Origin of the sequence: Exiguobacterium sp. s150 (genome assembly GCF_018618435.1) — a bacterium.
GTDB classification, from domain to species: domain Bacteria; phylum Bacillota; class Bacilli; order Exiguobacteriales; family Exiguobacteriaceae; genus Exiguobacterium; species Exiguobacterium alkaliphilum.
The window spans coordinates 178,875-201,882 of sequence record NZ_JACSMC010000001.1 but is presented as its reverse complement, the minus strand read 5'-3'; the positions used below and the strand labels follow the sequence as shown (position 1 = coordinate 201,882).

At 54.7% G+C, this 23,008-nt stretch carries 26 protein-coding genes and 1 riboswitch; of the genes, 24 read left to right on the top strand and 2 right to left on the bottom strand.

The annotated features are described in order from the left end of the window. Positions 1–38: 38 nt before the first annotated feature. From rsgA to KNP76_RS01060, 4 genes are all read left to right on the top strand, one after another. Complete coding sequence (rsgA, locus tag KNP76_RS01075; protein ID WP_214842177.1) at positions 39–923, top strand: ribosome small subunit-dependent GTPase A; 885 nt, start codon at positions 39–41, stop codon at positions 921–923. A 4-nt stretch (positions 924–927) separates the two neighbouring features. Next, positions 928–1,584, top strand: coding sequence for a ribulose-phosphate 3-epimerase (rpe, locus tag KNP76_RS01070; RefSeq protein WP_034815060.1), 657 nt, complete (start codon positions 928–930; stop codon positions 1,582–1,584). A 19-nt stretch (positions 1,585–1,603) separates the two neighbouring features. After that, a riboswitch (TPP riboswitch) is annotated at positions 1,604–1,703 on the top strand. A gap of 75 nt (positions 1,704–1,778) precedes the next feature. Beyond that, complete coding sequence (thiT, locus tag KNP76_RS01065; protein ID WP_034808975.1) at positions 1,779–2,351, top strand: energy-coupled thiamine transporter ThiT; 573 nt, start codon at positions 1,779–1,781, stop codon at positions 2,349–2,351. Beyond that, complete coding sequence (locus KNP76_RS01060) at positions 2,351–2,938, top strand: thiamine diphosphokinase (protein ID WP_034808974.1); 588 nt, start codon at positions 2,351–2,353, stop codon at positions 2,936–2,938. The genes thiT and KNP76_RS01060 overlap by 1 nt, the downstream gene beginning before the upstream one ends. 57 nt (positions 2,939–2,995) lie before the next feature. Here KNP76_RS01060 and rpmB read toward each other — a convergent pair whose 3' ends face one another. Beyond that, positions 2,996–3,184: a 50S ribosomal protein L28 gene (gene rpmB / locus KNP76_RS01055; RefSeq protein ID WP_015881349.1), complete on the bottom strand. Its 189-nt coding sequence runs from the start codon at positions 3,182–3,184 to the stop codon at positions 2,996–2,998. Between the two features lie 252 nt (positions 3,185–3,436). On the opposite strand from rpmB, the gene KNP76_RS01050 reads away from it, so the two are divergent. The 11 genes from KNP76_RS01050 to rnc all read left to right on the top strand — a co-directional run bounded on the left by KNP76_RS01050 (position 3,437) and on the right by rnc (position 13,611). After that, a complete protein-coding gene (locus KNP76_RS01050) occupies positions 3,437–3,799 on the top strand; it encodes an Asp23/Gls24 family envelope stress response protein (RefSeq protein WP_034808973.1) in 363 nt (120 codons plus the stop codon). Between the two features lie 22 nt (positions 3,800–3,821). After that, positions 3,822–5,516, top strand: coding sequence for a DAK2 domain-containing protein (locus KNP76_RS01045; RefSeq protein ID WP_214842175.1), 1,695 nt, complete (start codon positions 3,822–3,824; stop codon positions 5,514–5,516). Positions 5,517–5,578: 62 nt separating this feature from the next. Further along, positions 5,579–6,241: an L-serine ammonia-lyase, iron-sulfur-dependent subunit beta gene (gene sdaAB, locus KNP76_RS01040; RefSeq protein WP_214842173.1), complete on the top strand. Its 663-nt coding sequence runs from the start codon at positions 5,579–5,581 to the stop codon at positions 6,239–6,241. Positions 6,242–6,253: 12 nt separating this feature from the next. Beyond that, entirely contained in the window at positions 6,254–7,141 is an 888-nt protein-coding gene (gene sdaAA, locus KNP76_RS01035; protein WP_034808968.1) for an L-serine ammonia-lyase, iron-sulfur-dependent, subunit alpha, read from the top strand. Next, positions 7,128–9,158 (top strand): ATP-dependent DNA helicase RecG, encoded by a 2,031-nt coding sequence (gene recG / locus KNP76_RS01030; RefSeq protein ID WP_214842171.1) that lies wholly within the window; start codon positions 7,128–7,130, stop codon positions 9,156–9,158. The genes sdaAA and recG overlap by 14 nt, the downstream gene beginning before the upstream one ends. Before the next feature lie 85 nt (positions 9,159–9,243). Continuing rightward, positions 9,244–9,813: a transcription factor FapR gene (gene fapR / locus KNP76_RS01025; protein ID WP_034815065.1), complete on the top strand. Its 570-nt coding sequence runs from the start codon at positions 9,244–9,246 to the stop codon at positions 9,811–9,813. Next, positions 9,810–10,805 (top strand): phosphate acyltransferase PlsX, encoded by a 996-nt coding sequence (gene plsX / locus KNP76_RS01020; protein WP_034808962.1) that lies wholly within the window; start codon positions 9,810–9,812, stop codon positions 10,803–10,805. The genes fapR and plsX overlap by 4 nt, the downstream gene beginning before the upstream one ends. Before the next feature lie 18 nt (positions 10,806–10,823). After that, complete coding sequence (gene fabD / locus KNP76_RS01015) at positions 10,824–11,744, top strand: ACP S-malonyltransferase (protein ID WP_034815067.1); 921 nt, start codon at positions 10,824–10,826, stop codon at positions 11,742–11,744. Next, positions 11,737–12,477 (top strand): 3-oxoacyl-[acyl-carrier-protein] reductase, encoded by a 741-nt coding sequence (fabG, locus tag KNP76_RS01010; RefSeq protein WP_214842169.1) that lies wholly within the window; start codon positions 11,737–11,739, stop codon positions 12,475–12,477. Before fabD ends, fabG begins: the two co-directional genes overlap by 8 nt. Before the next feature lie 58 nt (positions 12,478–12,535). Next, entirely contained in the window at positions 12,536–12,775 is a 240-nt protein-coding gene (gene acpP / locus KNP76_RS01005) for an acyl carrier protein (protein WP_034808956.1), read from the top strand. 56 nt (positions 12,776–12,831) lie between these two features. Next, complete coding sequence (gene rnc, locus KNP76_RS01000) at positions 12,832–13,611, top strand: ribonuclease III (RefSeq protein ID WP_051622719.1); 780 nt, start codon at positions 12,832–12,834, stop codon at positions 13,609–13,611. A 31-nt stretch (positions 13,612–13,642) separates the two neighbouring features. Here the strand turns inward: rnc and KNP76_RS00995 are convergent, their stop codons facing one another. Next, positions 13,643–13,837 (bottom strand): DUF1128 family protein, encoded by a 195-nt coding sequence (locus KNP76_RS00995; RefSeq protein WP_034808954.1) that lies wholly within the window; start codon positions 13,835–13,837, stop codon positions 13,643–13,645. A gap of 115 nt (positions 13,838–13,952) precedes the next feature. On the opposite strand from KNP76_RS00995, the gene smc reads away from it, so the two are divergent. The 9 genes from smc to lepB all read left to right on the top strand — a co-directional run bounded on the left by smc (position 13,953) and on the right by lepB (position 23,005). Next, positions 13,953–17,510: a chromosome segregation protein SMC gene (gene smc / locus KNP76_RS00990; RefSeq protein WP_214842167.1), complete on the top strand. Its 3,558-nt coding sequence runs from the start codon at positions 13,953–13,955 to the stop codon at positions 17,508–17,510. Then, positions 17,507–18,508, top strand: coding sequence for a signal recognition particle-docking protein FtsY (gene ftsY, locus KNP76_RS00985; protein WP_034808947.1), 1,002 nt, complete (start codon positions 17,507–17,509; stop codon positions 18,506–18,508). Before smc ends, ftsY begins: the two co-directional genes overlap by 4 nt. A gap of 96 nt (positions 18,509–18,604) precedes the next feature. Continuing rightward, the gene (locus KNP76_RS00980; protein WP_034808944.1) at positions 18,605–18,928 is read left to right on the top strand and encodes a putative DNA-binding protein; all 324 of its coding nucleotides are present in this window, start codon (positions 18,605–18,607) and stop codon (positions 18,926–18,928) included. A gap of 11 nt (positions 18,929–18,939) precedes the next feature. Next, positions 18,940–20,280, top strand: coding sequence for a signal recognition particle protein (ffh, locus tag KNP76_RS00975; RefSeq protein WP_214842160.1), 1,341 nt, complete (start codon positions 18,940–18,942; stop codon positions 20,278–20,280). 82 nt (positions 20,281–20,362) lie between these two features. Next, on the top strand, positions 20,363–20,638 hold the full coding sequence (gene rpsP / locus KNP76_RS00970; RefSeq protein ID WP_034808940.1) for a 30S ribosomal protein S16: 276 nt from the start codon (positions 20,363–20,365) through the stop codon (positions 20,636–20,638). A 52-nt stretch (positions 20,639–20,690) separates the two neighbouring features. Continuing rightward, on the top strand, positions 20,691–21,206 hold the full coding sequence (rimM, locus tag KNP76_RS00965) for a ribosome maturation factor RimM (RefSeq protein ID WP_034808938.1): 516 nt from the start codon (positions 20,691–20,693) through the stop codon (positions 21,204–21,206). Further along, the gene (gene trmD, locus KNP76_RS00960; protein WP_034808935.1) at positions 21,196–21,912 is read left to right on the top strand and encodes a tRNA (guanosine(37)-N1)-methyltransferase TrmD; all 717 of its coding nucleotides are present in this window, start codon (positions 21,196–21,198) and stop codon (positions 21,910–21,912) included. The genes rimM and trmD overlap by 11 nt, the downstream gene beginning before the upstream one ends. 114 nt (positions 21,913–22,026) lie before the next feature. Beyond that, a complete protein-coding gene (rplS, locus tag KNP76_RS00955; RefSeq protein ID WP_024370083.1) occupies positions 22,027–22,380 on the top strand; it encodes a 50S ribosomal protein L19 in 354 nt (117 codons plus the stop codon). A gap of 79 nt (positions 22,381–22,459) precedes the next feature. Beyond that, positions 22,460–23,005 carry a signal peptidase I gene (lepB, locus tag KNP76_RS00950; protein ID WP_034808933.1) on the top strand — a complete coding sequence of 182 codons (546 nt, stop codon included), beginning with the start codon at positions 22,460–22,462 and terminating at the stop codon, positions 23,003–23,005. Positions 23,006–23,008: the final 3 nt, after the last annotated feature.

Sequence of the window (23,008 nt, the reverse complement as noted above, 5' to 3'; positions counted from 1 at the left end):
TGGCGTGCGCGTCACCTCTTTTTCTAGGAGGAAACAGGATGAAAGGAACGATCATTCGCCTACAAGGCGGTTTTTACGATGTCATGACAGAAACAAAGCAAGAGATTCGCTGTCGTGCACGCGGAAATTTCCGTAATCGCAACATCTCGCCGGTCGTCGGAGACGATGTTGAGATTCAAGATCAAAAAGACGGGACCGGCTACATTTTAGCCGTTGACGAGCGGTCGAACCACCTCGTCCGACCACCGATCGCCAATATCGATCAAGCGTTCTTACTGTTCTCGGTGAAGGAACCGGCTTTCTCGTATCACTTGCTCGATCGTTTTCTCGTCTTGATTGAATCGAAACAGATTCATCCGATCATCGTGTTGACGAAGATGGACCTGCTGAATGAGGATGAGATGGAAGCAATTGAACAGGCGGCTTCGCTCTATCGGTCGATTGGCTATGACGTCATCGAGACGTCGACAGAGAGAGGGTCTGGGGTCGAGGCGATACGGGACTTGTTCGAGGCGAAGACGAGCGTGTTCGCGGGTCAGACCGGTGTCGGGAAGAGTTCACTGTTGAACGCCGTCGCGCCTGAACTTGAGCTTGCGACCGGGAAAATCTCGAAGTCGCTCGGCCGCGGGAAGCATACGACGCGTCATGTCACGCTAATTCAACTCGGCGGTGGTCTCGTCGCCGACACGCCTGGCTTCTCAAGCCTCGAGTTCCCACAAGAGCTCGAAGCGGAAGAGTTGCGTTGGTGCTTCCCCGAGTTCGTCGAACGACATGACGACTGCAAGTTCCGGGGCTGTGCCCACGTGAACGAGCCGGGCTGTGCCGTCAAGGCGGCCGTCGAATCGGGCGAAATCGCTTCCACTCGTTACGACAACTATGTTACGTTTATGGAAGAGATTAACGATAGACAACGGAGGTACTGAACTGATGATTAAAATTGCACCATCGATTTTAGCGGCGGACTTCGCCAACCTAGAAGCAGAAGTGAAAGCGGTCGAGACGGCCGGGGCCGATTATATCCATTTTGACGTCATGGACGGACAGTTCGTCCCGAACATCTCGATTGGCTTGCCTGTCCTTTCGAGCTTACGTCAAAAGACCGACATGGTATTGGACGTCCACTTGATGATTGACCAGCCGGAACGGTTCGTCGATGATTTCATTAAAGCGGGAGCGGACATCGTCACGATCCACGTCGAGGCGACGAATCACGTACATCGCGTCTTGCAACAAATCAAGGCGGCCGGGGCGAAAAGTGGGGTCGTCTTGAACCCGCATACGCCAATCAGTACGATTGAGCATGTCGTCCAAGACGTCGACATGGTGCTTCTTATGACCGTGAACCCGGGCTTTGGGGGGCAGGCGTTCATCGAGTCGGTCGTTCCGAAAATCGCGGCACTCCGCGAGATGCGTCAAGCACGTGGGCTCGACTTTGAAATCGAGATTGATGGCGGCGTGAACGCGACGACGGCGAAACTGTGCATCGACGCAGGGGCTGACGTCCTCGTTGCGGGCTCGGCGATTTACAACGAACCGGACTATAAAGCAGCAATCGATGGCATTCGCAACGCATCTCGTGTATAATCGAGGATAGAACAACAAATATTGTCGCAAGGGGTGTCACATCTGTGGCTGAGAGGCATGCGCTAACCCTTTGAACCTGTTCCGTTCACACGGACGTAGGGATGTGGCGAAAATGCACGTTGCGAATCCAAGCAGCATGGCGTTTACGTCATGCTGCTTTTTGTCGTTCTTTACGATAAAGGGGGAAATGGAAAATGAAACAAAAATTAACACTACAGGCGCTGATTGAGATTTCACTCTTCTCGGCGCTCGCCTTGATCTTTGATTTGCTCATGCCGTATCGGATGCCGCAAGGTGGGTCGATCACACTCGTCATGTTGCCGATTTTCGTGATGGCGTATCGCCATGGATTAAAAGGCGGTCTCGCGACCGGCGCGCTCGTCGGGACGCTCCAACTGCTGTTCGGCGCCTACATCTTCACGCCGGTCCAATTTTTAGTCGACTACACGTTCGCGTATGGCCTCGTCGGGATGGCGGGCGTCTTCGCCGGACAAGTGAAACGGGCCGCCAAAGACGGTTCGAAAAAGACGCTCGTCCTCTATTTGGTGCTCGGGGCGCTCCTCGGTTCGCTCCTCCGTTACGCCGCGCACGTCCTGTCGGGAATCGTCTTCTTCGCCCAATATGCGGAAGGGCCGGTCGTCGCCTATTCGCTCGGCTATAACATGACGTATATGCTCCCGTCCTTCTTGATTGCGACGATCGTGCTCGTGCTCTTGTTCACGACGGCGCCGCGCTTCGCGACGCTCGCCACGCGGGACGTCCGCTAATGCGTGTCTTGATTGTGGCGGCTAGTCCGTCACCCGTTCCGTCTCTTCCCGACGACGTCGATTACGTCATCGCTGTCGACGGGGGTTACGCGACGCTCCTCGCCCAAGGGATCGAACCGAACCTCGTCGTCGGCGACTTCGATTCGTTCACGGGAGTCGTACCGGATGAGGCGTTACGCTATCCGTCTGAAAAAGACGTGACCGACCTCGAGATCGCCCTCGAGGCGGCACGCGGGCATGGGGCTGACGAGATGCTCGTCTACGGGGCGCTCGGAGGCAGGCTCGACATGACGCTCGGGAACATCGGGTTGCTCGAGGCTTACCCGGAGATGTGTCTTTATGCCGACGGCCAAATCGTCTCTCTCGCACGGGAGGGCCGACACGCGCTTGCGCGGCGTGACGACCATTATTTGTCGCTTATTCCATGGAAGCGGGCGAACGTCACGATCCGTGGCGTCAAATACCCGCTCGACCGTCACGACGTCGTCAGCCACGAGGCGTTGACGATTTCAAACGAGTGGGACGCAAAAACGGCAGAACTCGTCGTACATGACGGTATGGTCCTCGTCTTGTACGTCAAAAAATAAGCATAAAAAAATCCCATCGGCGCATGCCGCTGGGATTTGTTTCGTTCGTGTATAAGATTATACGCGTTCAACGAGACCTGATTTAAGAGCGCGAGCTGAAACCCAAACGCGTTTCGGTTTACCGTCAACGAGAATACGAACTTTTTGTACGTTTACACCCCAAGTACGTTTCGTCTTGTTGAGTGCGTGCGAACGGTTGTTACCTGACTTAGGTGATTTACCTGTTACGTAGCATTTACGTGCCATGCGTTTCCCCTCCTTTTTTATGTGGGTTCGTCCTAATAGACACTCGTTTATATTAGCACGGGTTTTTTCCCGATGCAACTAGAAAATAATAGTATGACAAGAAAAAAACTTGACATTACTGGTAAGGATTTTAATAATGGATGAGGGTTACGACCACAATTGACCGAGTTTAGGAGCAGGTCCTTTAAATAACGAGGTAGATATTGTAGAATGTAGTGAAGGAATCATTCCGAATGAAGGAGGCTACTCCATATGGCAATTGATATGAAGACAACATATGGCAATATTGACATTACGAACGACGTCGTGGCAACACTCGCGGGTGGCGCGGCGATGGAATGTTTCGGAGTCGTCGGCATGGCGTCTCAAGCTCAATTGAAAGACGGAATCGCGGAACTATTGAAACGTGAGAACTACGCGCGCGGTGTCGTCGTACGACAAGATGGTGATGATGTACATATCGACATGCACATTATTGTCAGCTACGGTACGAAAGTGTCAGAAGTGGCATATAACGTGCAAAGTCGCGTGAAGTACACGCTCGGTGAAACGTTAGGATTAAACGTTTCGTCAGTAAACATATTCGTCCAAGGCGTTCGGCTGACGAATGACTGACGGAAACGGAGGAGGATTTGGTGTGGGTTTAAAACGTCTAGATGGATTGGTGCTCGCGAACATGATTGCAAACGGAGCAGCCAACTTAAGTCAAAATGCGGATTACGTGGATTCGCTTAACGTTTTCCCGGTCCCAGACGGGGATACAGGAACGAACATGAACTTGACGATGACGTCAGGAGCGAAGGAAGTCGCGGCACTCAACACGGAGAACACGGCCGACGTGTCGGCGAAATTTGCGCGCGGGTTATTGATGGGGGCGCGTGGGAACTCAGGCGTCATCTTAAGTCAATTATTCCGTGGATTCGGCAAGTCGATTGAAGGCAAGTCAGAACTCTCGACTCTCGATTTCGCAGAGGCGCTCAAACGCGGTGTCGATACGGCGTATAAAGCGGTCATGAAACCGGTTGAAGGAACGATTTTGACGGTCGCCCGTGAAGCGGCAGACGAGGCACTCGTCGCGGCCGAGTCGACAAGTGACTTCAACGAGTTGATGGAGCGAATCGTCGCCGAGGCGAAAGCGTCGCTCGATCGCACACCGGACTTGCTTCCGGTATTGAAAGAAGTCGGCGTCGTCGACTCTGGTGGACAAGGGTTACTCGTCATCTATGAAGGGTTCCTTGCCACGCTCGAAGGGAAAGAACTTGAAAAACCGCACACACCAGTCATGGACGCGCTCATCGAAGCCGAACATCACGCCCATGCGGCCCAAGGATTCATGTCGACCGAAGACATCGAATTTGGTTACTGCACGGAAATCATGGTTCGTTTCCAAGATGAGAAGTTGAAAGACGCACCGTTCAATGAAGATGCGTTCCGGAACGAACTGTCTGAACTCGGAGACTCGCTCCTCGTCGTCGCCGACGAAGAATTGCTCAAAGTTCACGTCCACGTCGAGACGCCAGGAGACGTCATCACGAAAGGACAACGTTTCGGCGAGCTCGTCGCGGTCAAAATCGAGAACATGCGTCAACAGCATTCGACGATTCTCGAAGAAGAGCACGGCGCGAACCAACACGGTGTCCAACCGACTCCAGTAGCGACAGCTCCGAAACCAAAAGCGCCATACGCAATCGTCACGGTTGCGATGGGTGAAGGCGTCAGCGACTTGTTCCGCTCACTCGGAGCAGCACACGTCATCGAAGGCGGGCAGACGATGAACCCATCGACGGAAGATATCGTCAAGGCAGTCGAAGCGGCGAACGCCGAGCACGTCTTCATCTTCCCGAACAACTCAAACATCATCATGGCAGCGGAGCAAGCAGCTTCGGTCGCCCCATGCGGTGTCTCGGTCATCCCGACGAAGACGGTCCCACAAGGACTCGCAGCGGCAATCGCCTTCAATCCAGAGGCGGACGTCGAGACGAACGAGTCAGGCATGAAATCGGCGGCAAGTGCGGTCAAGTCTGGCCAAGTGACGTACGCCGTCCGTGATACGAGTATCGACGGTGTCGAGATTCGGAAAGACGACCATATGGCCATTGCCGAGAAGAAGATCGTCGCCTCGTCGGCTTCGAGTCTCGAAGCGGCAAAACAACTCGTCGACGCGCTCATCGATGCAGACGATGAGATTATCACGATTTTAACAGGAGAAGGTTCATCGGCTGAAGACGTCGCGGAACTGTCGGCTTATATCGAATCGAAGAACGATGAGATTGAAATCGAAGTTCATGACGGGAAGCAACCGCTCTACTCCTATATTTTTAGTGTGGAATAAGCTGTATCTCGGCCCTACCTTCTGTATAATGAAGGTAGGGTTTTTTGAAAGGGGGAAATGCGATGAAATATCGCAGTGTGTTTGATATCATCGGTCCGGTCATGGTCGGACCGTCCAGTTCGCATACGGCCGGCGCCGCGCGTATCGGTCTCATGGCTGGGAAGTTGTTCGGTCGGCAACCGCGCGTCGCCCGCATCACGTTTTACGGTAGTTTTGCCGACACGTATCGCGGACACGGGACCGATGTCGCCATCGTCGGCGGCATCATGGGATTCGATACGTTCGATTTGCGCATCCCACAAGCGCTTGACATCGCTCGCGAATGCGGAATCGAGGTCCGGTTCGAGACGAGCGATGCATTGACGGACCATCCGAACACGGCCCGCGTCCATCTCGAGGATGAGGACGGGACGTTTGAAATCGTCGGAATCTCGATTGGTGGTGGTACGATTGAAATCACCGAGTTGAACGGCTTCCCGCTGAAACTATCTGGCGGTGGCCCGGCGCTCGTCGTCTTGCATCATGATCGCTTCGGGGCGATTGCGGCGGTGACGGGCATCCTCGCCAAGCACGAACTGAACATCGGCCATATGGAAGTGAGCCGCCATGAAAAAGGCAAACAAGCGCTTATGGCGATCGAGATTGATGAACATTTATCAAAAGACGTGTTGGCGGAGATTGAACGGTTACCACAAATCGAACGGGTAACCATCTTTGGGGAATAAGGAGAATCGATTATGTTTAAATCAGTAGAAGAATTGGTCCGGACGGCGACGGAACGAGGCGTCCCGATCTCGGAAGTGATGATTGAGCAAGAGATGCACGTACGTCGGGCGTCCCGCGAGGACGTGTTCGGGATGATGGAACGGAACCTCGAGGTGATGGAAGAAGCGGTCGAGCGTGCGCTCCAAGGCGTGACGTCCGTCACCGGCCTCACAGGCAACGATGCCGTGCTCATGCAAGACTACGTCCGGTCCGGGAAATCGCTCGCCGGCGATTTGATTTTAGATGCGGTCGCCAAAGCGATTGGGACGAACGAAGTGAACGCTGCGATGGGACGGATTTGTGCGACGCCGACGGCAGGGAGCGCTGGTGTCGTACCGGGTACACTCTTTGCGGTGAAAGACCGGCTTGAGATGGACCGTGAAGCGATGGTCCGTTACTTGTTCACGTCCGGTGCGTTCGGGTTCGTCGTGGCGAACAACGCCTCAATCTCTGGTGCGGCCGGTGGTTGTCAAGCCGAGGTCGGTTCCGCGACGGGAATGGCGGCTGCGGCAATCGTCGAAGCTGCCGGCGGGACGCCAGAACAGTCGGCGACAGCGTTCGCAATCGCCTTGAAAAACATGCTCGGGCTCGTCTGTGACCCGGTCGCCGGGCTCGTCGAAGTGCCGTGCGTGAAACGAAACGCCATGGGCGGCGCCAATGCGGTCGTTGCGGCCGATATGGCGCTCGCGGGCATCACGTCGCGCATCCCGTGTGACGAAGTCATCTCGGCGATGCATGAGATTGGTCAAATGATGCCGACGGCGCTCAAAGAGACGGCACGTGGCGGATTGGCGAACACACCGACGGCTCGTCGACTCGAGAAAAACATCTTCGGAGCGAAAGAAAATGTCGAGAAGTGAGCCGCTCACGACACTAAAAGGTATCGGGCCGGAAATGGCCAAAAAATTAGAGGCGATGGGTCTCGAACGAATCGAGGACGTGCTTGAGCACGTCCCGTTTCGTTATGAGAACTATAATAGTGGGACGGTGACGACGGCCGTGCATGGGGATCTCGTCAAATGGAGCGGCACGGTGCAAGCCGAACCGCTCGTCCGCTATTATAGTAAAGGGAAGAACCGGCTTCAGTTCCGGCTCTTACTCGAGGAGCGGTACGTCGTGCACGTGACGATGTTCAACCGCGCGTTCTATAAAGACAAATTGACGCTCGGATCGACCGTGACGGTCAAAGGGAAATGGGATATGAACCGGATGACGATCAGTGCGACCGATCTCGAGTTCGGGGAATTGTCGGATGGGCTCCAACCGATTTACTCGCTCCGAGCCGGCCTGACCCAAAAGAACTTCAGCCGGATCGTCAAGCTCGCGTTCAACGAAGTGACGACGTTCGAGGACCGTTTGCCGACGTCAATCCGTGAACGCTATCGTCTCAAAGACCGGGCCTCGATGCTTAGAGGGATGCATTTCCCGGAATCGGTCGACGCGTACAAGCAAGCGCGCCGCAGTTACGTCTATGAGGAGTGCCTGCTCTATCAATTGAAGTTGCAGGCGTTTCGTAAAATGGAACGGTCCGGGAAAGGACGCGCCCTCACACTCGACAAGCAACAGTTGAACGCGTTCGTCAAACAGTTGGCGTTTCCGCTCACCGGTGCGCAGACGCGCGTCGTCCGGGAAATCATCGGCGACCTGGAACGGCCAGAACGGATGAACCGCTTGTTACAAGGGGATGTCGGGAGCGGGAAGACCGTCGTTGCCGCGATTGCCTTGTATGCGACCGTGCGAGCGGGATTCCAAGGGGCGCTCATGGTCCCGACTGAGATATTGGCCGAACAACACGTCGCGTCACTTCAAGCCCTTTTCGAGCCGTACGGCATCCGCGTCGCGCTACTCACGAGTTCGGTCAAAGGTAAAGCCCGGACGGAACTGCTCGCCGCCATCAAATCGGGGGACATCGATATCATCGTCGGGACGCACGCGTTGATTCAAGGACCGGTCGAGTTCAATCGATTACACTTGGCCATCACGGATGAACAGCATCGGTTCGGCGTCGAACAGCGCAAAATGCTTCGCGACAAGGCCGAACTCGCCGACGTGCTCTACATGACGGCAACACCGATTCCCCGAACGCTCGCGATTAGCGCGTTCGGGGAGATGGACGTGTCGACGATTGACGAGATGCCGGCCGGTCGAAAACCGATTGAGACGTATTGGGCCAAACCCGACCAAATCGAACGCGTCCATACGATGGTCGAACGGGAACTCGCCCTCGGGCGCCAAGCGTACGTCATCGCGCCGCTCATCGAGGAATCGGATACGCTCGAAGTCGAGAGTGCGACGGCGCTCTTTGAACTGTTGCAACAGCGTTTCCCGAGTACGGCGATTGGTCTCATGCACGGGAAGTTGGCGAGTAGCGAAAAAGATGAGGTCATGAAGGCGTTCGCGGCCGCTGAGTTAAAAGTGCTCGTCTCGACGACGGTCGTCGAGGTAGGCGTGAACGTACCGAACGCCTCGCTCATCATCATCCACGACGCCGAACGGTTCGGCTTGGCGCAGTTGCACCAATTGAGAGGACGTGTCGGACGGGGTGCCGACCAATCGTACTGTATTTTAATCGGCGACCCGAAATCGGACGTCGGGAAGTTGCGCCTGAAGACGATGACCGAGACGAACGACGGTTTCGTCTTGGCCGAGAAAGATCTCGAGCTGCGAGGGGCGGGTGACTTCTTCGGGACGGCCCAGAGCGGCCTGCCGAGCTTCCGTGTCGCCGATCCCGTCCTCGACCTGAAAGTAATGGAGGTCGCGATGCAAGACGCGGTCCGTCTGCTCGGTAGCGACACGTTTTGGCACGAACCGGCATACGGACCGCTTCGCGACTATTTGAAGCGTCTCGATTTGCTCGTCGGCGAAAGGTTAGAATAACACTTGAAAATAAAACCTAAAGAATATATACTGCTATTAGTACCAGGTATTAAGTTCTTTAGCATAGAGTTTAGGAGGGAACTGAATGCGGGTACCTAAGAAAGAGCGGCAACGCTTGCTGCAAGAAACGATTGAACAAAACCCGTTCATCAAGGACGACGAACTATCCAAACAGTTCGCTGTCAGCATTCAAACGATTCGACTCGATCGGATGGAGCTAAAGATTCCGGAAGTACGGGAACGGATCAAGCATGTTGCTTCAGAACACCTCGATGAAGTGAAGTCGCTCGCGATGAGCGAGGTCATCGGTGATATGATTGACTTGAAACTTGACGAATCGGCTATCTCGGTCCTCGACATAGAGCGAGAACACGTCTTTAGCCGCAACGAAATCGCCCGGGGGCACGTCTTGTTCGCCCAGGCCAACTCGTTAGCGGTGGCGCTCATCAACGATGAATTGGCGTTGACCACTAAAGCGGAAATCCGCTTTAGTCGCCAAGTGCATCTCGGTGAGCGAGTCGTTGCCAAGGCTCGTGTGATCAAACTGCGTCGGGACGGACGGACGGACGTCACAGTGGAAAGTTATGTCGGCGATGAATGTGTCTTCAGTGGAGACTTCACGATTTATCGTCGCGGTGAGGAGGAACAAGCATGAAGTTAGCAATCGATGCAATGGGCGGGGATCATGCCCCGAAAGCGATCGTGGATGGCGTCAAGCAATTCGTCGACCGCTTCCCGAACGAACAAATGGAACTCTTTTTAGTCGGGGACGCGGTGAAGCTCGCTTCCTACGGATTGACCGATTCGCGGGTCACAATCGTGCCTGCAAGTGAAGTCATCACCGGAGAAGACGAGCCGGTCCGGGCGGTTCGCCGTAAAAAAGACAGCTCGCTCGTCGTGGCGGCACAACTCGTCAAAGACGGGAAAGCCGACGCACTCGTGTCAGCGGGTAATACTGGGGCGCTCATGGCGGTCTCGTTATTCGTCATCGGACGGATTCCAGGAATCGAACGCCCGGCCCTATCGCCAACGTTCCCTACATATACGGGAAGCGGCGTCGTCATTCTAGACGTCGGGGCGAACCCCGACGCGAAGCCTGAACATTTGGTCGACTACGCCATCATGGGTTCGCTCTATGCGGAGCACGTCCGCGGTGTCAGTCGTCCGCGCGTCGCACTCCTCAATATCGGGACCGAGGCAGGGAAAGGAAATGCGCTGACGAAAGAAGCGTTCCCCCTCCTTGAACAAGCACCGGTCCACTTCGTCGGTAACGTCGAAGCCCGAGAGGCGATGTCAGGCGACGTCGACGTCATCGTGACGGAAGGATTTGCCGGAAACATTTTATTGAAAGGTGTCGAAGGCTCTTCGTCGATGCTCATGAAGATGATGAAAGAGCAATTCACAAGCGACGTCGTCTCGAAGCTTGCTGCTCTCGTCTTAAAACCGAAGTTGAAAAAATTGAAACAGACGCTAGATTACCGTGAGCAAGGTGGGGCCGGATTGTTCGGCATCAACGCACCTGTCATCAAGGCCCACGGATCGAGCGACGCCCTCGCCATCATGAGCGCGCTCAAACAAGCGAAAATCATGGTGGAGCACGACGTCGTCGCTAAAATCAAACAAGCCACTGCGAAGACCGCAGATTAACGTAAAGAAGGTGAGTACATGGGGAAGACAGCATGGATATTTCCGGGACAAGGCTCACAAGCCGTCGGCATGGGCCAAACGTTCTTAGACCGTCCTGAAACGTTACAAACGATTGGTCGTCGCCTCGGGTTTGACTTACTCGATGTGATGGCAGCCGGGTCGAAAGAAGAGCTTCAACAGACCGAGGTGGCCCAACCGGCCATCGTGGCGCATGCGGCATCGCTCGCACTCGCGTATGGGGAGACCGGGGCGGCGCCAGATGTCGTCATCGGTCACAGCGTCGGCGAATATGCGGCCCTCGTCATCGCGGGCGTCATCGATTTGGAAGAGGCGAGCGTTCTCGTACGTGAACGCGGGAAACTCATGTCCGAGGTGAAAGACGGGACGATGGCAGCGGTGATCGGGATGACCGATGTCGCCGAAGCGTTCCACGTCACCGAAAAAATCAGTGCTAGCGGCAACCTTGTACAAATCGCCAACTATAACTGTCCGGGTCAATTCGTCATCTCAGGGCACGTCGACGCGATTAAGCAAGCAGAGACGGAACTGAAGGCAGCGGGCGCGAAACGTGTCTTGCCGCTCGACGTCTCAGGGGCGTTCCATAGCGCCTACATGATGCCTGCTGCGTCACGCTTCAAAGACGTCTTAGCGTCGTCGCCGTTCAAGCCGGCGTCAATCGGCATCGTCTCGAACGTCGATGCTGACGTCCATACGGACCCGGATCAGCTAAAGGCGTTACTTGCCGAGCAACTGTACGCATCGGTCCGTTTTGAGGATTGTGTCCGTAAAGCGATTGACTCAGGCGTCGATACGTTCATCGAATTCGGGCCGAGCTCGCCGCTTTCAGGCTTGATTAAGCGAATCGACAAGAACGTGACGCTCAAGCAAGTGACGACGTTAGAGGAAGTGGCATCGTTAGGAGGAGAAGTACGTGCATGACCATGTAGCCATCGTGACCGGTGCGTCCCGAGGAATTGGGGCCGCCATCGCGAAGCGTTTAGGGGAGGACGGCTTTCGGGTCGTCGTGAATTACTCGGGTAGTGTCGAGAAAGCAAACGCGGTCGTAGCCGCGATTGAAGAAAATGGTGGCGAGGCGATCGCCGTTCAGGCCGACGTCTCGAACGCCGATGATGTGAAGGCGCTCGTCAAGACGACGATTGAGACGTTCGGTCGTCTCGACTGTCTCGTCAACAACGCCGGCATCACGCGTGACGGATTGCTCATGCGCATGAAAGAGGCCGATTTTGATGATGTGCTCTCGACGAACTTGAAAGGGGCGTTCTTGACGTCACAAGCCGTGACGCGCCCACTTCTCAAGTCATCTACTGGGCGCATCATCAACATCGCCTCGGTCGTCGGCATTACCGGAAATGCCGGCCAGGCGAACTATGCGGCGGCGAAGGCTGGACTTATCGGATTGACGAAGTCGGTCGCCCGTGAACTTGCCGGTCGCCACGTGACGGTCAACGCCGTTTGTCCTGGATTCATCGAGACCGATATGACCGATGCGCTCACGGAAGCGCAACGCGACGCGACGCTCGGGCAAATCCCGTTCAATCGCTTCGGTCAAGTCGAAGAAGTGGCGAACCTCGTCTCGTTCCTCGCATCAGACAAAGCCGCCTACGTCACCGGTCAAACGATTGCCGTCGACGGCGGCATGACAATGGCGTAAAACAGAACTTTACCAATCACAACACATTTTATATACTTTAATCTGGAGGGATTTTATCATGACAAAAGAACAAATCTTAGTAGACGTACAAGCAGCAGTGGCCGAGAAGCTCGGCGTAGACGTGGCAGAAGTAACGGCTGACAAATCGTTTAAGGACGACCTCGGCGCGGACTCGCTCGAAGTGATGGAAATGGTCATGGACCTCGAAGACAAGTTCGACATCACGATCGAGGACGAAGATGCAGAGAAACTCGCAACGGTCGGCGACGTCGTCGCGTATATCGAAACAAAAGTGTAATCCAGCTTCCCACCGCTCATTCCGAGCGGTGGGCATGCTTCTATTTGGAGGGAACCATGACAAAAGACAAACGACGGTTTGACCGTCAAGGGTCGGCACAGCGGCGCCGACGAAACGAAATCGAACGCGCGCGCATCCTCGAGCAGTTCAATGCGCTCGAACGAAAGCTCTCGGTTCAGTTCGCGAATAAAGAGCTATTGATGCAGGCGTTCACGCATTCCTCATATGTGAATGAACAACGTGGACTGAAGAAAGACAATGAACGATTGGAGTTTTTAGGAGACGCAGTCCTCGAACTGACCGTCTCACGATTTTTGTATGAGACGTACCCGGAGCGCTCCGAGGGGGAATTAACGAAGTTACGGGCTGCCATCGTGTGTGAGCCATCGCTCGTCAACTTTGCCGAAGCTTACGCTTTCTCTGAGTTCATCCTGCTTGGGAAAGGAGAAGAGTTGACGGGTGGACGTAAACGTCCGGCGTTGCTCGCTGATGTGTTCGAATCTTACATCGGCGCACTCTATCTCGACCAAGGGATCGAACCAGTCGAACAGTTCCTCGCCGAAGCGGTTTTTCCGAAAGTCTTGGCCGGTGTGTTTGAAGAACAGACGGATTATAAGAGCCAGCTGCAAGAGAGCGTCCAGCGGGAAGGTCTCGGTCCGGTCTCCTATACGATTATCGAAGAGCGCGGTCCGGCCCATAGCCGGGAGTTCGTCGCGCACGCCCGTTTGTCTGACGATATCGTCGGAGAAGGGGTCGGTCGCTCGAAAAAGGAAGCAGAACAGATTGCCGCGAAAGAGGCGTTAATTGAATTCAATCGGCGCTACGCCGACCTATGAAAAAGAGTGAGCCGCCGCGGCTCACTCTTTTTCAGTTCAATTGTCCGAGCTCCTCGACGATGCCGTCGACTTCAGAGATGGAGAGCGATGAGCGGTTCATCACGTAGTCATAAATCTCTTTCACGGCCGAGCTGTCGGCCCGGTTATATTCTTCGGCTTTGATTGCGCCGCGGTTGATGATGTTCATCTTGTCGAGAATCGCCTCGATCATTTGTTCGTTCGTCATGTGTCGTACCCCTTTCTACAGTTCTTTTTAGAATAGCATGATTCTAGCATTTTGACGAACTGTCAACTGTGGTAAAATAAACGAATGAATGCTTACTGAGGATAGGATGGTCACGATGCACTTAAAACGAATTGAACTCGCGGGCTTTAAATCATTTGCCAAGCGGATTGAACTAGATTTCCGTCCTGGTGTCACGGCGGTCGTTGGGCCGAACGGGAGCGGGAAATCAAATATATCGGACGCGGTACGCTGGGTGCTCGGGGAGCAATCGGCCAAATCGCTACGCGGCGCGAAGATGGAAGATGTCATCTTTGCCGGGAGTGAGGGAGAGAATCATCGGAACGTCGCCGAAGTGACCCTCGTGCTCGATAATTCTGACGCTCATCTGCGACTCCCTTATGAAGAAGTGAGTGTGACGCGACGCGTTTCAAGGAGCGGGGATAGCGATTACTTCATGAATAAAAAGCCATGTCGTCTAAAAGACGTCCTTGATTTGTTCATGGATACAGGTCTTTCCCGTGACGCGTTCGCCATCATCGGACAAGGCCGGGTCGAACAGGTCATCTCTGGTAAACCGGAAGACCGTCGTGCCGTCATCGAAGAGGCGGCTGGTGTACTGAAGTATCGTCAACGGAAGAAGCAAGCCGAGCGCAAATTGCAAGACACGGAGCTCAACTTGTCTCGTGTCGACGACATCTTATATGAGCTCGCCGATCGTGTCGAACCGCTACGTGAACAAGCGGCACTCGCACGGGAATATCAAGTCGCAAAAATACGGCATGACGAACTCGAGACCGGCATCCTCGGAGCCGAAATCACCGAGCTCGGTCAAAAGTTGACGACCTGTCAGACGGAGCTCGATGCGGCGACGAAAGAACAACAGCGTTTGAACGAGTCGCTGGCTACGCTACAAGCGGAGCGAGCCGAACTCGAGACGAATCTTTCGGACAAACGGGATCATCTCGAGTCGTCGCATCAAACCGAGCGGTCACAGGCGACCGAGCTCGAACGTTTGGTTGGCGAGATCAACTTGGCAAAGGCTCGTGAAGAGCATGGTGCCGAGACGAAAGAACGCCTTGAACGACAACGTGAAGAGTTGGCTGCTGAGCTGGAACAGCTCGAGGCCCGCTTGTCCATCGCACGGGACGATATGGCGAAGAAACGGTCGACGCTCGAGGTGGCCGACACTTCGCGTGACGCGCTCGATCAAAAACTCGTGGCGGCGTCACGCGATTTCGAGTCGGAAATTGAGCAGCTTCAGGGCGAAGCGTTCGAACTTGCGACGACACGAGCCACGTTGACGAATCAGCAGAAGCGCGAAGAACGAGATATCGAGCAAGCGAGAGAAGCGACCGAACGCCTCCTGCGTGAGAACAAGGACCGGCTTGACGTGCGAAGCGAACAGACGACCGCGCTCGACGCGGAGCGCTCGACGCTCGAGGTTGCGCGGGCGGCATGGCAACAGTTGCTCGAACGCGAAGACGAGTTGACGACTCGTGAGCGTGCGCTCCGAGACAAGTTGACGCGTGCCGAACAGTCGTACCATGACCTCGACCGCCGTCGCCAGAAGACCGAAGACCGAATCGATATGCTCGAGCGGATGAAGCAATCGTATGAAGGCTACTTCCATGCCGTCAAGTTCGTGCTGAAAGACCGGGGCCCGGGCGTCCTCGGTGCCGTGGCCGAACTGATTCAAGTCCAGCCGTCTTACGAAGCCGCCATCGAGACGGCGCTCGGACAGACGCAACAACACATCGTCGTCGCCGACGAGGCAGTCGGCCGGCGCGAGATTGACAAGTTGCGCCGGGCGAACGCCGGTCGGGCGACGTTCGTCCCGATGACGACGGTGAAGGAGCGGTACGTTCCGAGTGAGGTCGTGCATCGCCTCGAAGCGATGGACGGGTTCGTCGGGGTCGCCGCCGACCTCGTCACGACAGACGAGTCGTATGATCGATTGAAGCGGTCGCTTCTCGGCGCGGTCGTCGTCGCGAAGTCGCTCGAAGTGGCGAACCGGATTGCCCAGACGACGGGGTATCGCTACCGCATCGTCACCCTCGACGGGGACATCGTCAACGTCGGTGGTTCGATGACGGGGGGGAGCCGGAAACAAGGTGTGGCGTTGTTCACGCAGTCACGCGAGCTCGATGACTTGAAGCAAGGATTGACGCAAGGGCTCGCCATGCTCCATGAGCAGCAGTTACGGGTGACGGAGTATACGGACGAGATTAAACGTCTCGAGGCAGAACTCGAGACGGTACGGACAGAAAAACGTGAGCAAGAGATTACCCTTCGCGAACGCGAGGCGAGTTATCGTGACCTCGAACGCGTCAGCCAAGACGCGAAAGCACAACTCGAACTGTTCGACCATGAGATGAATCGATACGCACGAACGATTGATGCGTCGACGTCCGAGCTCGCTCGTCTGACCGAGGAGATCGCGGCGACAGCAGCGAAAGAGACGGTCCTCCGCAAACAGCTCGAGTCACTCCGTGTCGAACAAGCGAAAAGTGTCGAGACGACGGGGGACTTGCGCGAACAGATGCGTCAACTCGAGCTCGACCGCCAGCGTTATGCGCTCGAATTCGAACGGGTCGAGGCGGAAGTCGAGCGGTTCAATCAAGAACGTGTGAAGCTCACCGAACGGATCGGTCAAATCGAGGCCGAGCTCGACCGTCTCGCGACCGGAAAAATCGTCTCGTCTGCTGAACTCCGTCTCACCCACGAGGCGGCGCAGGGCGAGATGGAGGCGCTCAAACGTCACATCGAGACCGAGACGGCTTCACTTAAAGCACTCGAAGAATCGCACCGGATTATTCGTCAACGTGAGCAACAGGCGACGGACGTGCTCCGGCGCATGGAAAGTGACGTCCGGAAAATCGAGTCGACACATAACGAACTCGAGTTGAAACGACAGTGGAAACTCGATGCCCTCGAGGAGCGTGGACTCGTCTACGAGCTCCTCCCGGCACTCGAAATCGCCTTAGAAGAGGCGCGTGAGGAGTTCAAGTTGCTCGTCCGTCAAATCGAGGAGATCGGTCCGGTCAACATCAATGCGATCGAAGAGTTCGACGTCGTCAACGAGCGCTTCACGTTCTTATCGGAACAGCGCGACGACCTCGTCAGCGCGAAAGAGGACTTGTATGCGATCATCTCCGAGATGGACCAGGAAGTGACCCGTCTCTTCAAGGAGACATACACGTCCGTCCGCGCCCACTTCAAACAGACGTTCATCGAACTGTTTGGCGGCGGCGAGGCCGATTTGAAACTAGTGGATGAACATGACTTGCTCAATACCGGGATCGATATCGTCGCCAAACCGCCGGGCAAGAAGTTGCAGACGCTCAGCCTGCTTTCTGGCGGTGAACGTGCCTTGACCGCGATCGCGTTGTTATTCGCGATCTTGAAGACGCGTCCGGTGCCGTTTTGCGTCCTTGATGAAGTCGAGGCGGCACTCGACGAAGCGAACGTCCATCGTTTCGGTGAATACGTCCGCACGCTCTCAATCGATACACAATTCGTCATCATCACCCATCGCAAAGGGACGATGGAGGCGGCCGACACGCTTTACGGCGTGACGATGCAACAAAACGGGGTCTCCGAAGTGCTCTCGGTCGAACTGGCCGAGGCGAAGCGCGTCGTCGAGACGGAACAAGAGATGGAGGAATTGACTTGAGTTTTTTTAAGAAGTTAAAAGATAAATTGACGACCTCGACCCAAGAGGTGTCGCAAAAGTTTACAGACGGTTTGACGAAGACGCGTGACGGATTCGCGAGCGCCGTCAACGACCTCGTCTATCGCTTTCGTGAAGTCGACGAGGACTTCTTCGATGAACTCGAAGACTTGCTCATCCAGGCGGACGTCGGCGTGACGACGACGATGGATCTCGTTGAAGACTTGAAAGAAGAAGTGAAACGCCGCAACTTAAAAGACCCGGCCGCCGTCCGCGATGCGCTCGTCGAGGTCGTGGCGAAACGTCTTCAAGAGGACGAGTCGGAGCGTGAACTCAACATGCAGGACGGTCTCACGGTCATCCTGTTCGTCGGTGTGAACGGGGTCGGCAAGACGACGACGATTGGCAAACTCGCCCACCAATTGAAATCAGAGGGCCGCTCGGTCATGCTTGCGGCAGGCGATACGTTCCGCGCCGGGGCCATCGACCAGCTCCAAGTTTGGGGCGAACGGGCCGGCGTGCCGGTCATTCGTCAAGCGGAAGGGTCTGACCCGGCCGCGGTCGTGTTCGATGCCGTCCAAGCGGCGAAGTCGCGCGGGGTCGATGTCCTCATTTGTGACACGGCCGGACGTCTCCAAAACAAGGTCAACTTGATGAAAGAACTTGAAAAAGTGAAGCGTGTCATCGAACGGGAAGTGCCGAACGGACCACACGAGGTGCTCCTTGCACTCGATGCGACGACGGGCCAAAACGCGATGTTGCAAGCGAAGTCGTTCCGAGAAGCGACGAACGTGAGCGGCATCGTGTTGACGAAACTCGACGGGACGGCCAAAGGTGGGATCGTGCTCGCGATTCGAAACGAGCTCGATATCCCGGTCAAATACGTCGGGCTCGGTGAGAAAATCGATGATTTGCAACCGTTCGACCCAGAGCAGTTCGTCCTCGGTCTGTTCGGTGACGTGTTCGAGGAAAAAGAACAGACAAACGATGACCTCGCCTGACTTTCACTGTTAAGAAAAAAACTTGACAAGAAGTTAGGACGGCTGTACTATTGTTAGTTGTAAAGGGATTTCACTTAACATGTGGAGGTGGAACGGATGTCGCTAGAAAAGACGAATCGGATGAACTATTTATTCGATTTTTATCAGGCGCTTCTCACACCGAAACAGCGCAACTATATGTCTCTTTATTACCTAGATGACTTTTCGCTCGGAGAAATTGCAGAAGAGTTCGAAGTCAGCCGTCAAGCGGTCTACGATAACATAAAGCGCACGGAAACGATGCTCGAGCAGTACGAAGCAAAGCTCGGTCTGTTCGAGAAACACGAACAGCGCCAACAGTTGCTTCAGACGCTCAAACGTCAAGTCGGGACAACCCCCGACGTGACAGCGACGATTTCAGCGCTTGAGAATTTAGAGTAGGGGGCTGGAGCATGGCATTTGAAGGATTATCAGAACGATTGCAGGCGTCACTTGCGAAGATGCGCGGCAAAGGGAAAATCTCGGAGGCAGACGTCAAAGAGATGATGCGTGAAGTTCGCCTCGCGCTCCTAGAAGCCGATGTCAACTTCAAAGTCGTCAAACAGTTCGTCAACGACGTGAAAGAACGGGCCATCGGCCAAGACGTCATGAAATCGTTGACACCAGGACAACAAGTCGTCAAAATCGTTCACGATGAGTTAACGACTCTGATGGGTAGCGACGTCGTCCCAATCACCTTTAGCCAAAAACCGCCGACGGTCGTCATGATGGTCGGACTACAAGGCGCGGGGAAAACGACGACGACCGGCAAGCTCGCGAACTTGATTCGCAAAAAGCACAACCGGAGTCCGCTCCTCGTCGCGGCCGATATTTATCGTCCCGCGGCCATCAAGCAACTTGAGACGCTCGGCAAGCAACTCGATTTACCGGTCTTCTCGCTTGGGGATCAAGTGACACCGGAAGAGATTGTCACGCAAGCGCTCGAGTACGCGAAAACGAATCATCACGACTTCGTGTTGATAGATACGGCCGGTCGCCTTCACATTGACGAGACGCTCATGGGTGAGCTCGAAAACGTGAAATCGATCGCCAAACCAAATGAAATCTTCCTCGTCGTCGATGCGATGACGGGACAAGATGCGGTCAATGTGGCCGACAGCTTCAATGATTTGCTCGGAATTACCGGCGTCGTGCTCACGAAGCTCGACGGTGATACGCGTGGTGGGGCAGCCCTTTCAATCAAGGCAGTCACGGGAGCGCCGATTAAGTTCGTCGGTCTCGGTGAAAAGTTGGATGCCCTCGAACCATTCCATCCGGAACGCATGGCGTCACGGATTCTTGGGATGGGTGACGTGCTCACGCTCATTGAAAAAGCCGAGTCGCAGATGGACCAAGATGCCGCCAAAGAGCTCGAGAGCAAAATGCGCGATGCATCATTCACGTTCGATGATTTTATCGAGCAATTGGGTCAAGTGAAAAACATGGGCCCGATTGATGAGTTACTTTCGATGTTACCTGGTGCAGGTAAGATGAAAGGGTTGAAGAACGTCCAAATCGACGAGAAACAACTCGATCACGTCGAAGCGATTATCCGCTCGATGACAAAGCACGAGCGCGCTCATCCTGAAGTGCTCAATGCGAGTCGTCGGAAACGGATCGCAAAAGGAAGCGGTCGCTCCATCCAGGAAGTGAACCGCCTCATCAAACAGTTCGACGACATGAAGAAGCTGATGAAGCAAATGTCGGGACAAATGAAAGGGAAGAAAAAAGGCCTCGGTCTTCCGTTCTTCTAAAGAAACCTTTTGTCAGTCGGACGAAAAAGCAGTATACTATTAAAGTTGTCAATTCTTAAACACATGATGGAGGTATATTACCATGGCAGTTAAAATTCGTCTTAAGCGCATGGGCGCAAAAAAATCACCTTTCTACCGGATCGTTGTCGCTGATTCACGTTCACCACGTGACGGTCGTTTCATCGAGCAAGTAGGATACTACAACCCGGTTGCAAAACCAGAGGCAGAAGTTCGCATCGACGAAGAACTCGCGCTCAAATGGTTGGCAGACGGCGCGAAGCCATCTGACACAGTTCGTAACTTGTTCTCTAAAGCAGGGATCATGGAGAAATTCCACAACGCGAAAAACGCGAAGTAAGCCTGCGGCCGACCTTTTATGAGGTCGGCCTATTTTTATGAGGAGGGATACAATGGATTGGTTGTACGTAGGAAAGATCGCCAACACCCATGGGTTGAAAGGCGAAGTGAAGATTTTGGCTGCGACGGACTTCCCGGAAGAACGGTTCAAAAAAGGAAACACGCTCTTCCTCGACGTCGATGGGAAGAAGCAAGAGATGACCATCACGACGTATCGTCCCCATAAGCAGTTCCATCTCGTCACGTTCAAAGGGTTCGAGAACATCAACCACGTCGAGAAGTATAAAGGGATGAAGCTGTACGTCCATGCCGAGCACGTGCACGAGCTCCCGGAGCACGAGTTTTATTACCATGAGATTATCGGTTGCGACGTCGTCGTCGACGGTGAGGTCATCGGCGTCGTCGATGATATCTTCGAGACGGGCGCGAACGACGTCTGGGTCATCAAACGGCCTGGAAAGTCTGATGCGTTGATTCCGTACATCGAGTCGGTCGTCAGCGAGATTGACGTCGAAGCGAAGCGGGTCGTCATCACCCCGATTCCGGGAATGATTGAAGATGAAGATTGACGTGTTGACGCTCTTCCCCGAGATGTTCGCCCCGCTCGACCATTCCATCGTCGGGCGAGCGAAAGGGCTCGGGCAAGTCGACATCGGCTTCACGAACTTTCGAGACTTCTCGACGAACAAACATCATAAAGTCGATGACTATCCGTACGGGGGCGGTGCCGGCATGTTGCTGACGCCGCAACCGATTTTCGATGCGTTCGCCTCGCTCGACGCAAATCGTCCGCGCGTCATCGTCACGACGCCGACGGGCCGGCCGTTCACCCAACAAATCGCCGAGGAATGGGCCGGGGAAGACCACCTCGTCTTCCTGTGCGGCCATTATGAAGGGTTCGACCAACGGATCCATGACGAGCTCGCGACCGATGAAGTGTCGATCGGAGATTTCGTCTTGACCGGGGGCGAGCTCGCCGCCATGGTCATGATCGACGCGACCGTCCGGCTGTTGCCGGACGTCTTAGGGGCGCAGGCGAGCCACGAGGACGATTCGTTCTCGACCGGCCTCCTCGAATACCCGCACTATACCCGTCCTGCCGACTTCCGAGGCTTGAAGGTGCCGGACGTCCTCTTGTCCGGCAACCATGCGAGAATCGAGGCGTGGCGACGTGAGCAGTCGCTTTTAAAGACGTATGAGCGGCGACCGGACTTACTCGAAGCGGCCGAGCTGACAGAACGCGATAAAATCTTCCTCGAGTCGTTGCGCGATTGATCAATTTATGCTATGTTTGAGCATGTGGGTTAAACCCGCCGATTACCGATGTTCCGCTGTTGGATGCCTGGGCATATGAAGACATGAACATTGAAGAAAAAGGAGAATACATTCATGAACACACAAAAACTGTTCCGTGAAATCACAGAAGAACAATTCAAATCGGACGTACCTGCTTTCCGTCCTGGTGACACAGTACGTGTCCACGTTAAAGTCGTAGAGGGAACGCGTGAGCGTATCCAGATGTTCGAAGGCGTAGTCATCAAACGTAAAGGTGGCGGCATCAGCGAAACATTCACAGTCCGTAAGATTTCTTACGGCGTAGGTGTTGAGCGTGCATTCCCGCTTCACTCACCACGTGTCGCGCAAATCGAAGTCGTTCGTTACGGTAAAGTCCGCCGTGCAAAACTTTACTACCTCCGCAACCTTCGCGGTAAAGCAGCACGTATTAAAGAAATCCGTCGTTAAGATGGGGATTAAGCTTGTCGCTTGCGACAAGCTTCTTTTTTTCTAGTACAATAAGTTCAAACGGATAGAGGAGTGAGGCATGTTGAAAGAAGTGTTCAGTTGGATTAAGGCGATCGTTGTAGCGCTCGTCATCGCGTTCGTGATCCGGACGTTCATCTTTGTACCTGTCATCGTCGAAGGAGAATCGATGATGCCGACGCTCCAAAATGCCGATCGCATGATCGTCAGTAAAATCTCGAACTATGTCGGAGAGCTCGATCGTGGGGACATTATCGTCTTCCATGCGACCGAATCGAAAGATTACATCAAACGCGTCATCGCCATCCCAGGCGACACGCTCGAATATCGTGACGATACGCTCTATTTGAACGGAGAGGCGATGGAAGAGCCGTATTTGGATGACTTCCGCGCCCAAATGAACGGGTTCCCGCTCACCGAGAACTTTACGCTCGAACAAGTGACGGGCGAGTCGGTCGTCCCGGACGGTCAATACTTCGTCATGGGTGACAATCGACAAAACTCGAAAGATAGCCGAGAGATCGGTCTCGTCTCGAAAGAGGACGTCGTCGGCAAAACGAACTTCGTGTTCTGGCCGCTAGACGACTTCGGGACGGTAGAAGAATAAGGT

Coding starts and splice junctions, on each gene's coding strand:
- rpmB (WP_015881349.1), bottom strand. CDS start 3,184: ATGGCACGTAAATGCTACGTAACAGGTAAATCACCTAAGTCAGGTAAC.
- acpP (WP_034808956.1), top strand. CDS start 12,536: ATGACAAAAGAACAAATCTTAGTAGACGTACAAGCAGCAGTGGCCGAG.
- fapR (WP_034815065.1), top strand. CDS start 9,244: ATGCGGGTACCTAAGAAAGAGCGGCAACGCTTGCTGCAAGAAACGATT.
- smc (WP_214842167.1), top strand. CDS start 13,953: ATGCACTTAAAACGAATTGAACTCGCGGGCTTTAAATCATTTGCCAAG.
- rimM (WP_034808938.1), top strand. CDS start 20,691: ATGGATTGGTTGTACGTAGGAAAGATCGCCAACACCCATGGGTTGAAA.
- KNP76_RS01060 (WP_034808974.1), top strand. CDS start 2,351: ATGCGTGTCTTGATTGTGGCGGCTAGTCCGTCACCCGTTCCGTCTCTT.
- sdaAB (WP_214842173.1), top strand. CDS start 5,579: ATGAAATATCGCAGTGTGTTTGATATCATCGGTCCGGTCATGGTCGGA.
- thiT (WP_034808975.1), top strand. CDS start 1,779: ATGAAACAAAAATTAACACTACAGGCGCTGATTGAGATTTCACTCTTC.
- plsX (WP_034808962.1), top strand. CDS start 9,810: ATGAAGTTAGCAATCGATGCAATGGGCGGGGATCATGCCCCGAAAGCG.
- rplS (WP_024370083.1), top strand. CDS start 22,027: ATGAACACACAAAAACTGTTCCGTGAAATCACAGAAGAACAATTCAAA.
- KNP76_RS01050 (WP_034808973.1), top strand. CDS start 3,437: ATGGCAATTGATATGAAGACAACATATGGCAATATTGACATTACGAAC.
- recG (WP_214842171.1), top strand. CDS start 7,128: ATGTCGAGAAGTGAGCCGCTCACGACACTAAAAGGTATCGGGCCGGAA.
- rnc (WP_051622719.1), top strand. CDS start 12,832: ATGACAAAAGACAAACGACGGTTTGACCGTCAAGGGTCGGCACAGCGG.
- KNP76_RS00995 (WP_034808954.1), bottom strand. CDS start 13,837: ATGACGAACGAACAAATGATCGAGGCGATTCTCGACAAGATGAACATC.
- rpsP (WP_034808940.1), top strand. CDS start 20,363: ATGGCAGTTAAAATTCGTCTTAAGCGCATGGGCGCAAAAAAATCACCT.
- KNP76_RS00980 (WP_034808944.1), top strand. CDS start 18,605: ATGTCGCTAGAAAAGACGAATCGGATGAACTATTTATTCGATTTTTAT.
- rsgA (WP_214842177.1), top strand. CDS start 39: ATGAAAGGAACGATCATTCGCCTACAAGGCGGTTTTTACGATGTCATG.
- ffh (WP_214842160.1), top strand. CDS start 18,940: ATGGCATTTGAAGGATTATCAGAACGATTGCAGGCGTCACTTGCGAAG.
- sdaAA (WP_034808968.1), top strand. CDS start 6,254: ATGTTTAAATCAGTAGAAGAATTGGTCCGGACGGCGACGGAACGAGGC.
- fabD (WP_034815067.1), top strand. CDS start 10,824: ATGGGGAAGACAGCATGGATATTTCCGGGACAAGGCTCACAAGCCGTC.
- trmD (WP_034808935.1), top strand. CDS start 21,196: ATGAAGATTGACGTGTTGACGCTCTTCCCCGAGATGTTCGCCCCGCTC.
- rpe (WP_034815060.1), top strand. CDS start 928: ATGATTAAAATTGCACCATCGATTTTAGCGGCGGACTTCGCCAACCTA.
- lepB (WP_034808933.1), top strand. CDS start 22,460: ATGTTGAAAGAAGTGTTCAGTTGGATTAAGGCGATCGTTGTAGCGCTC.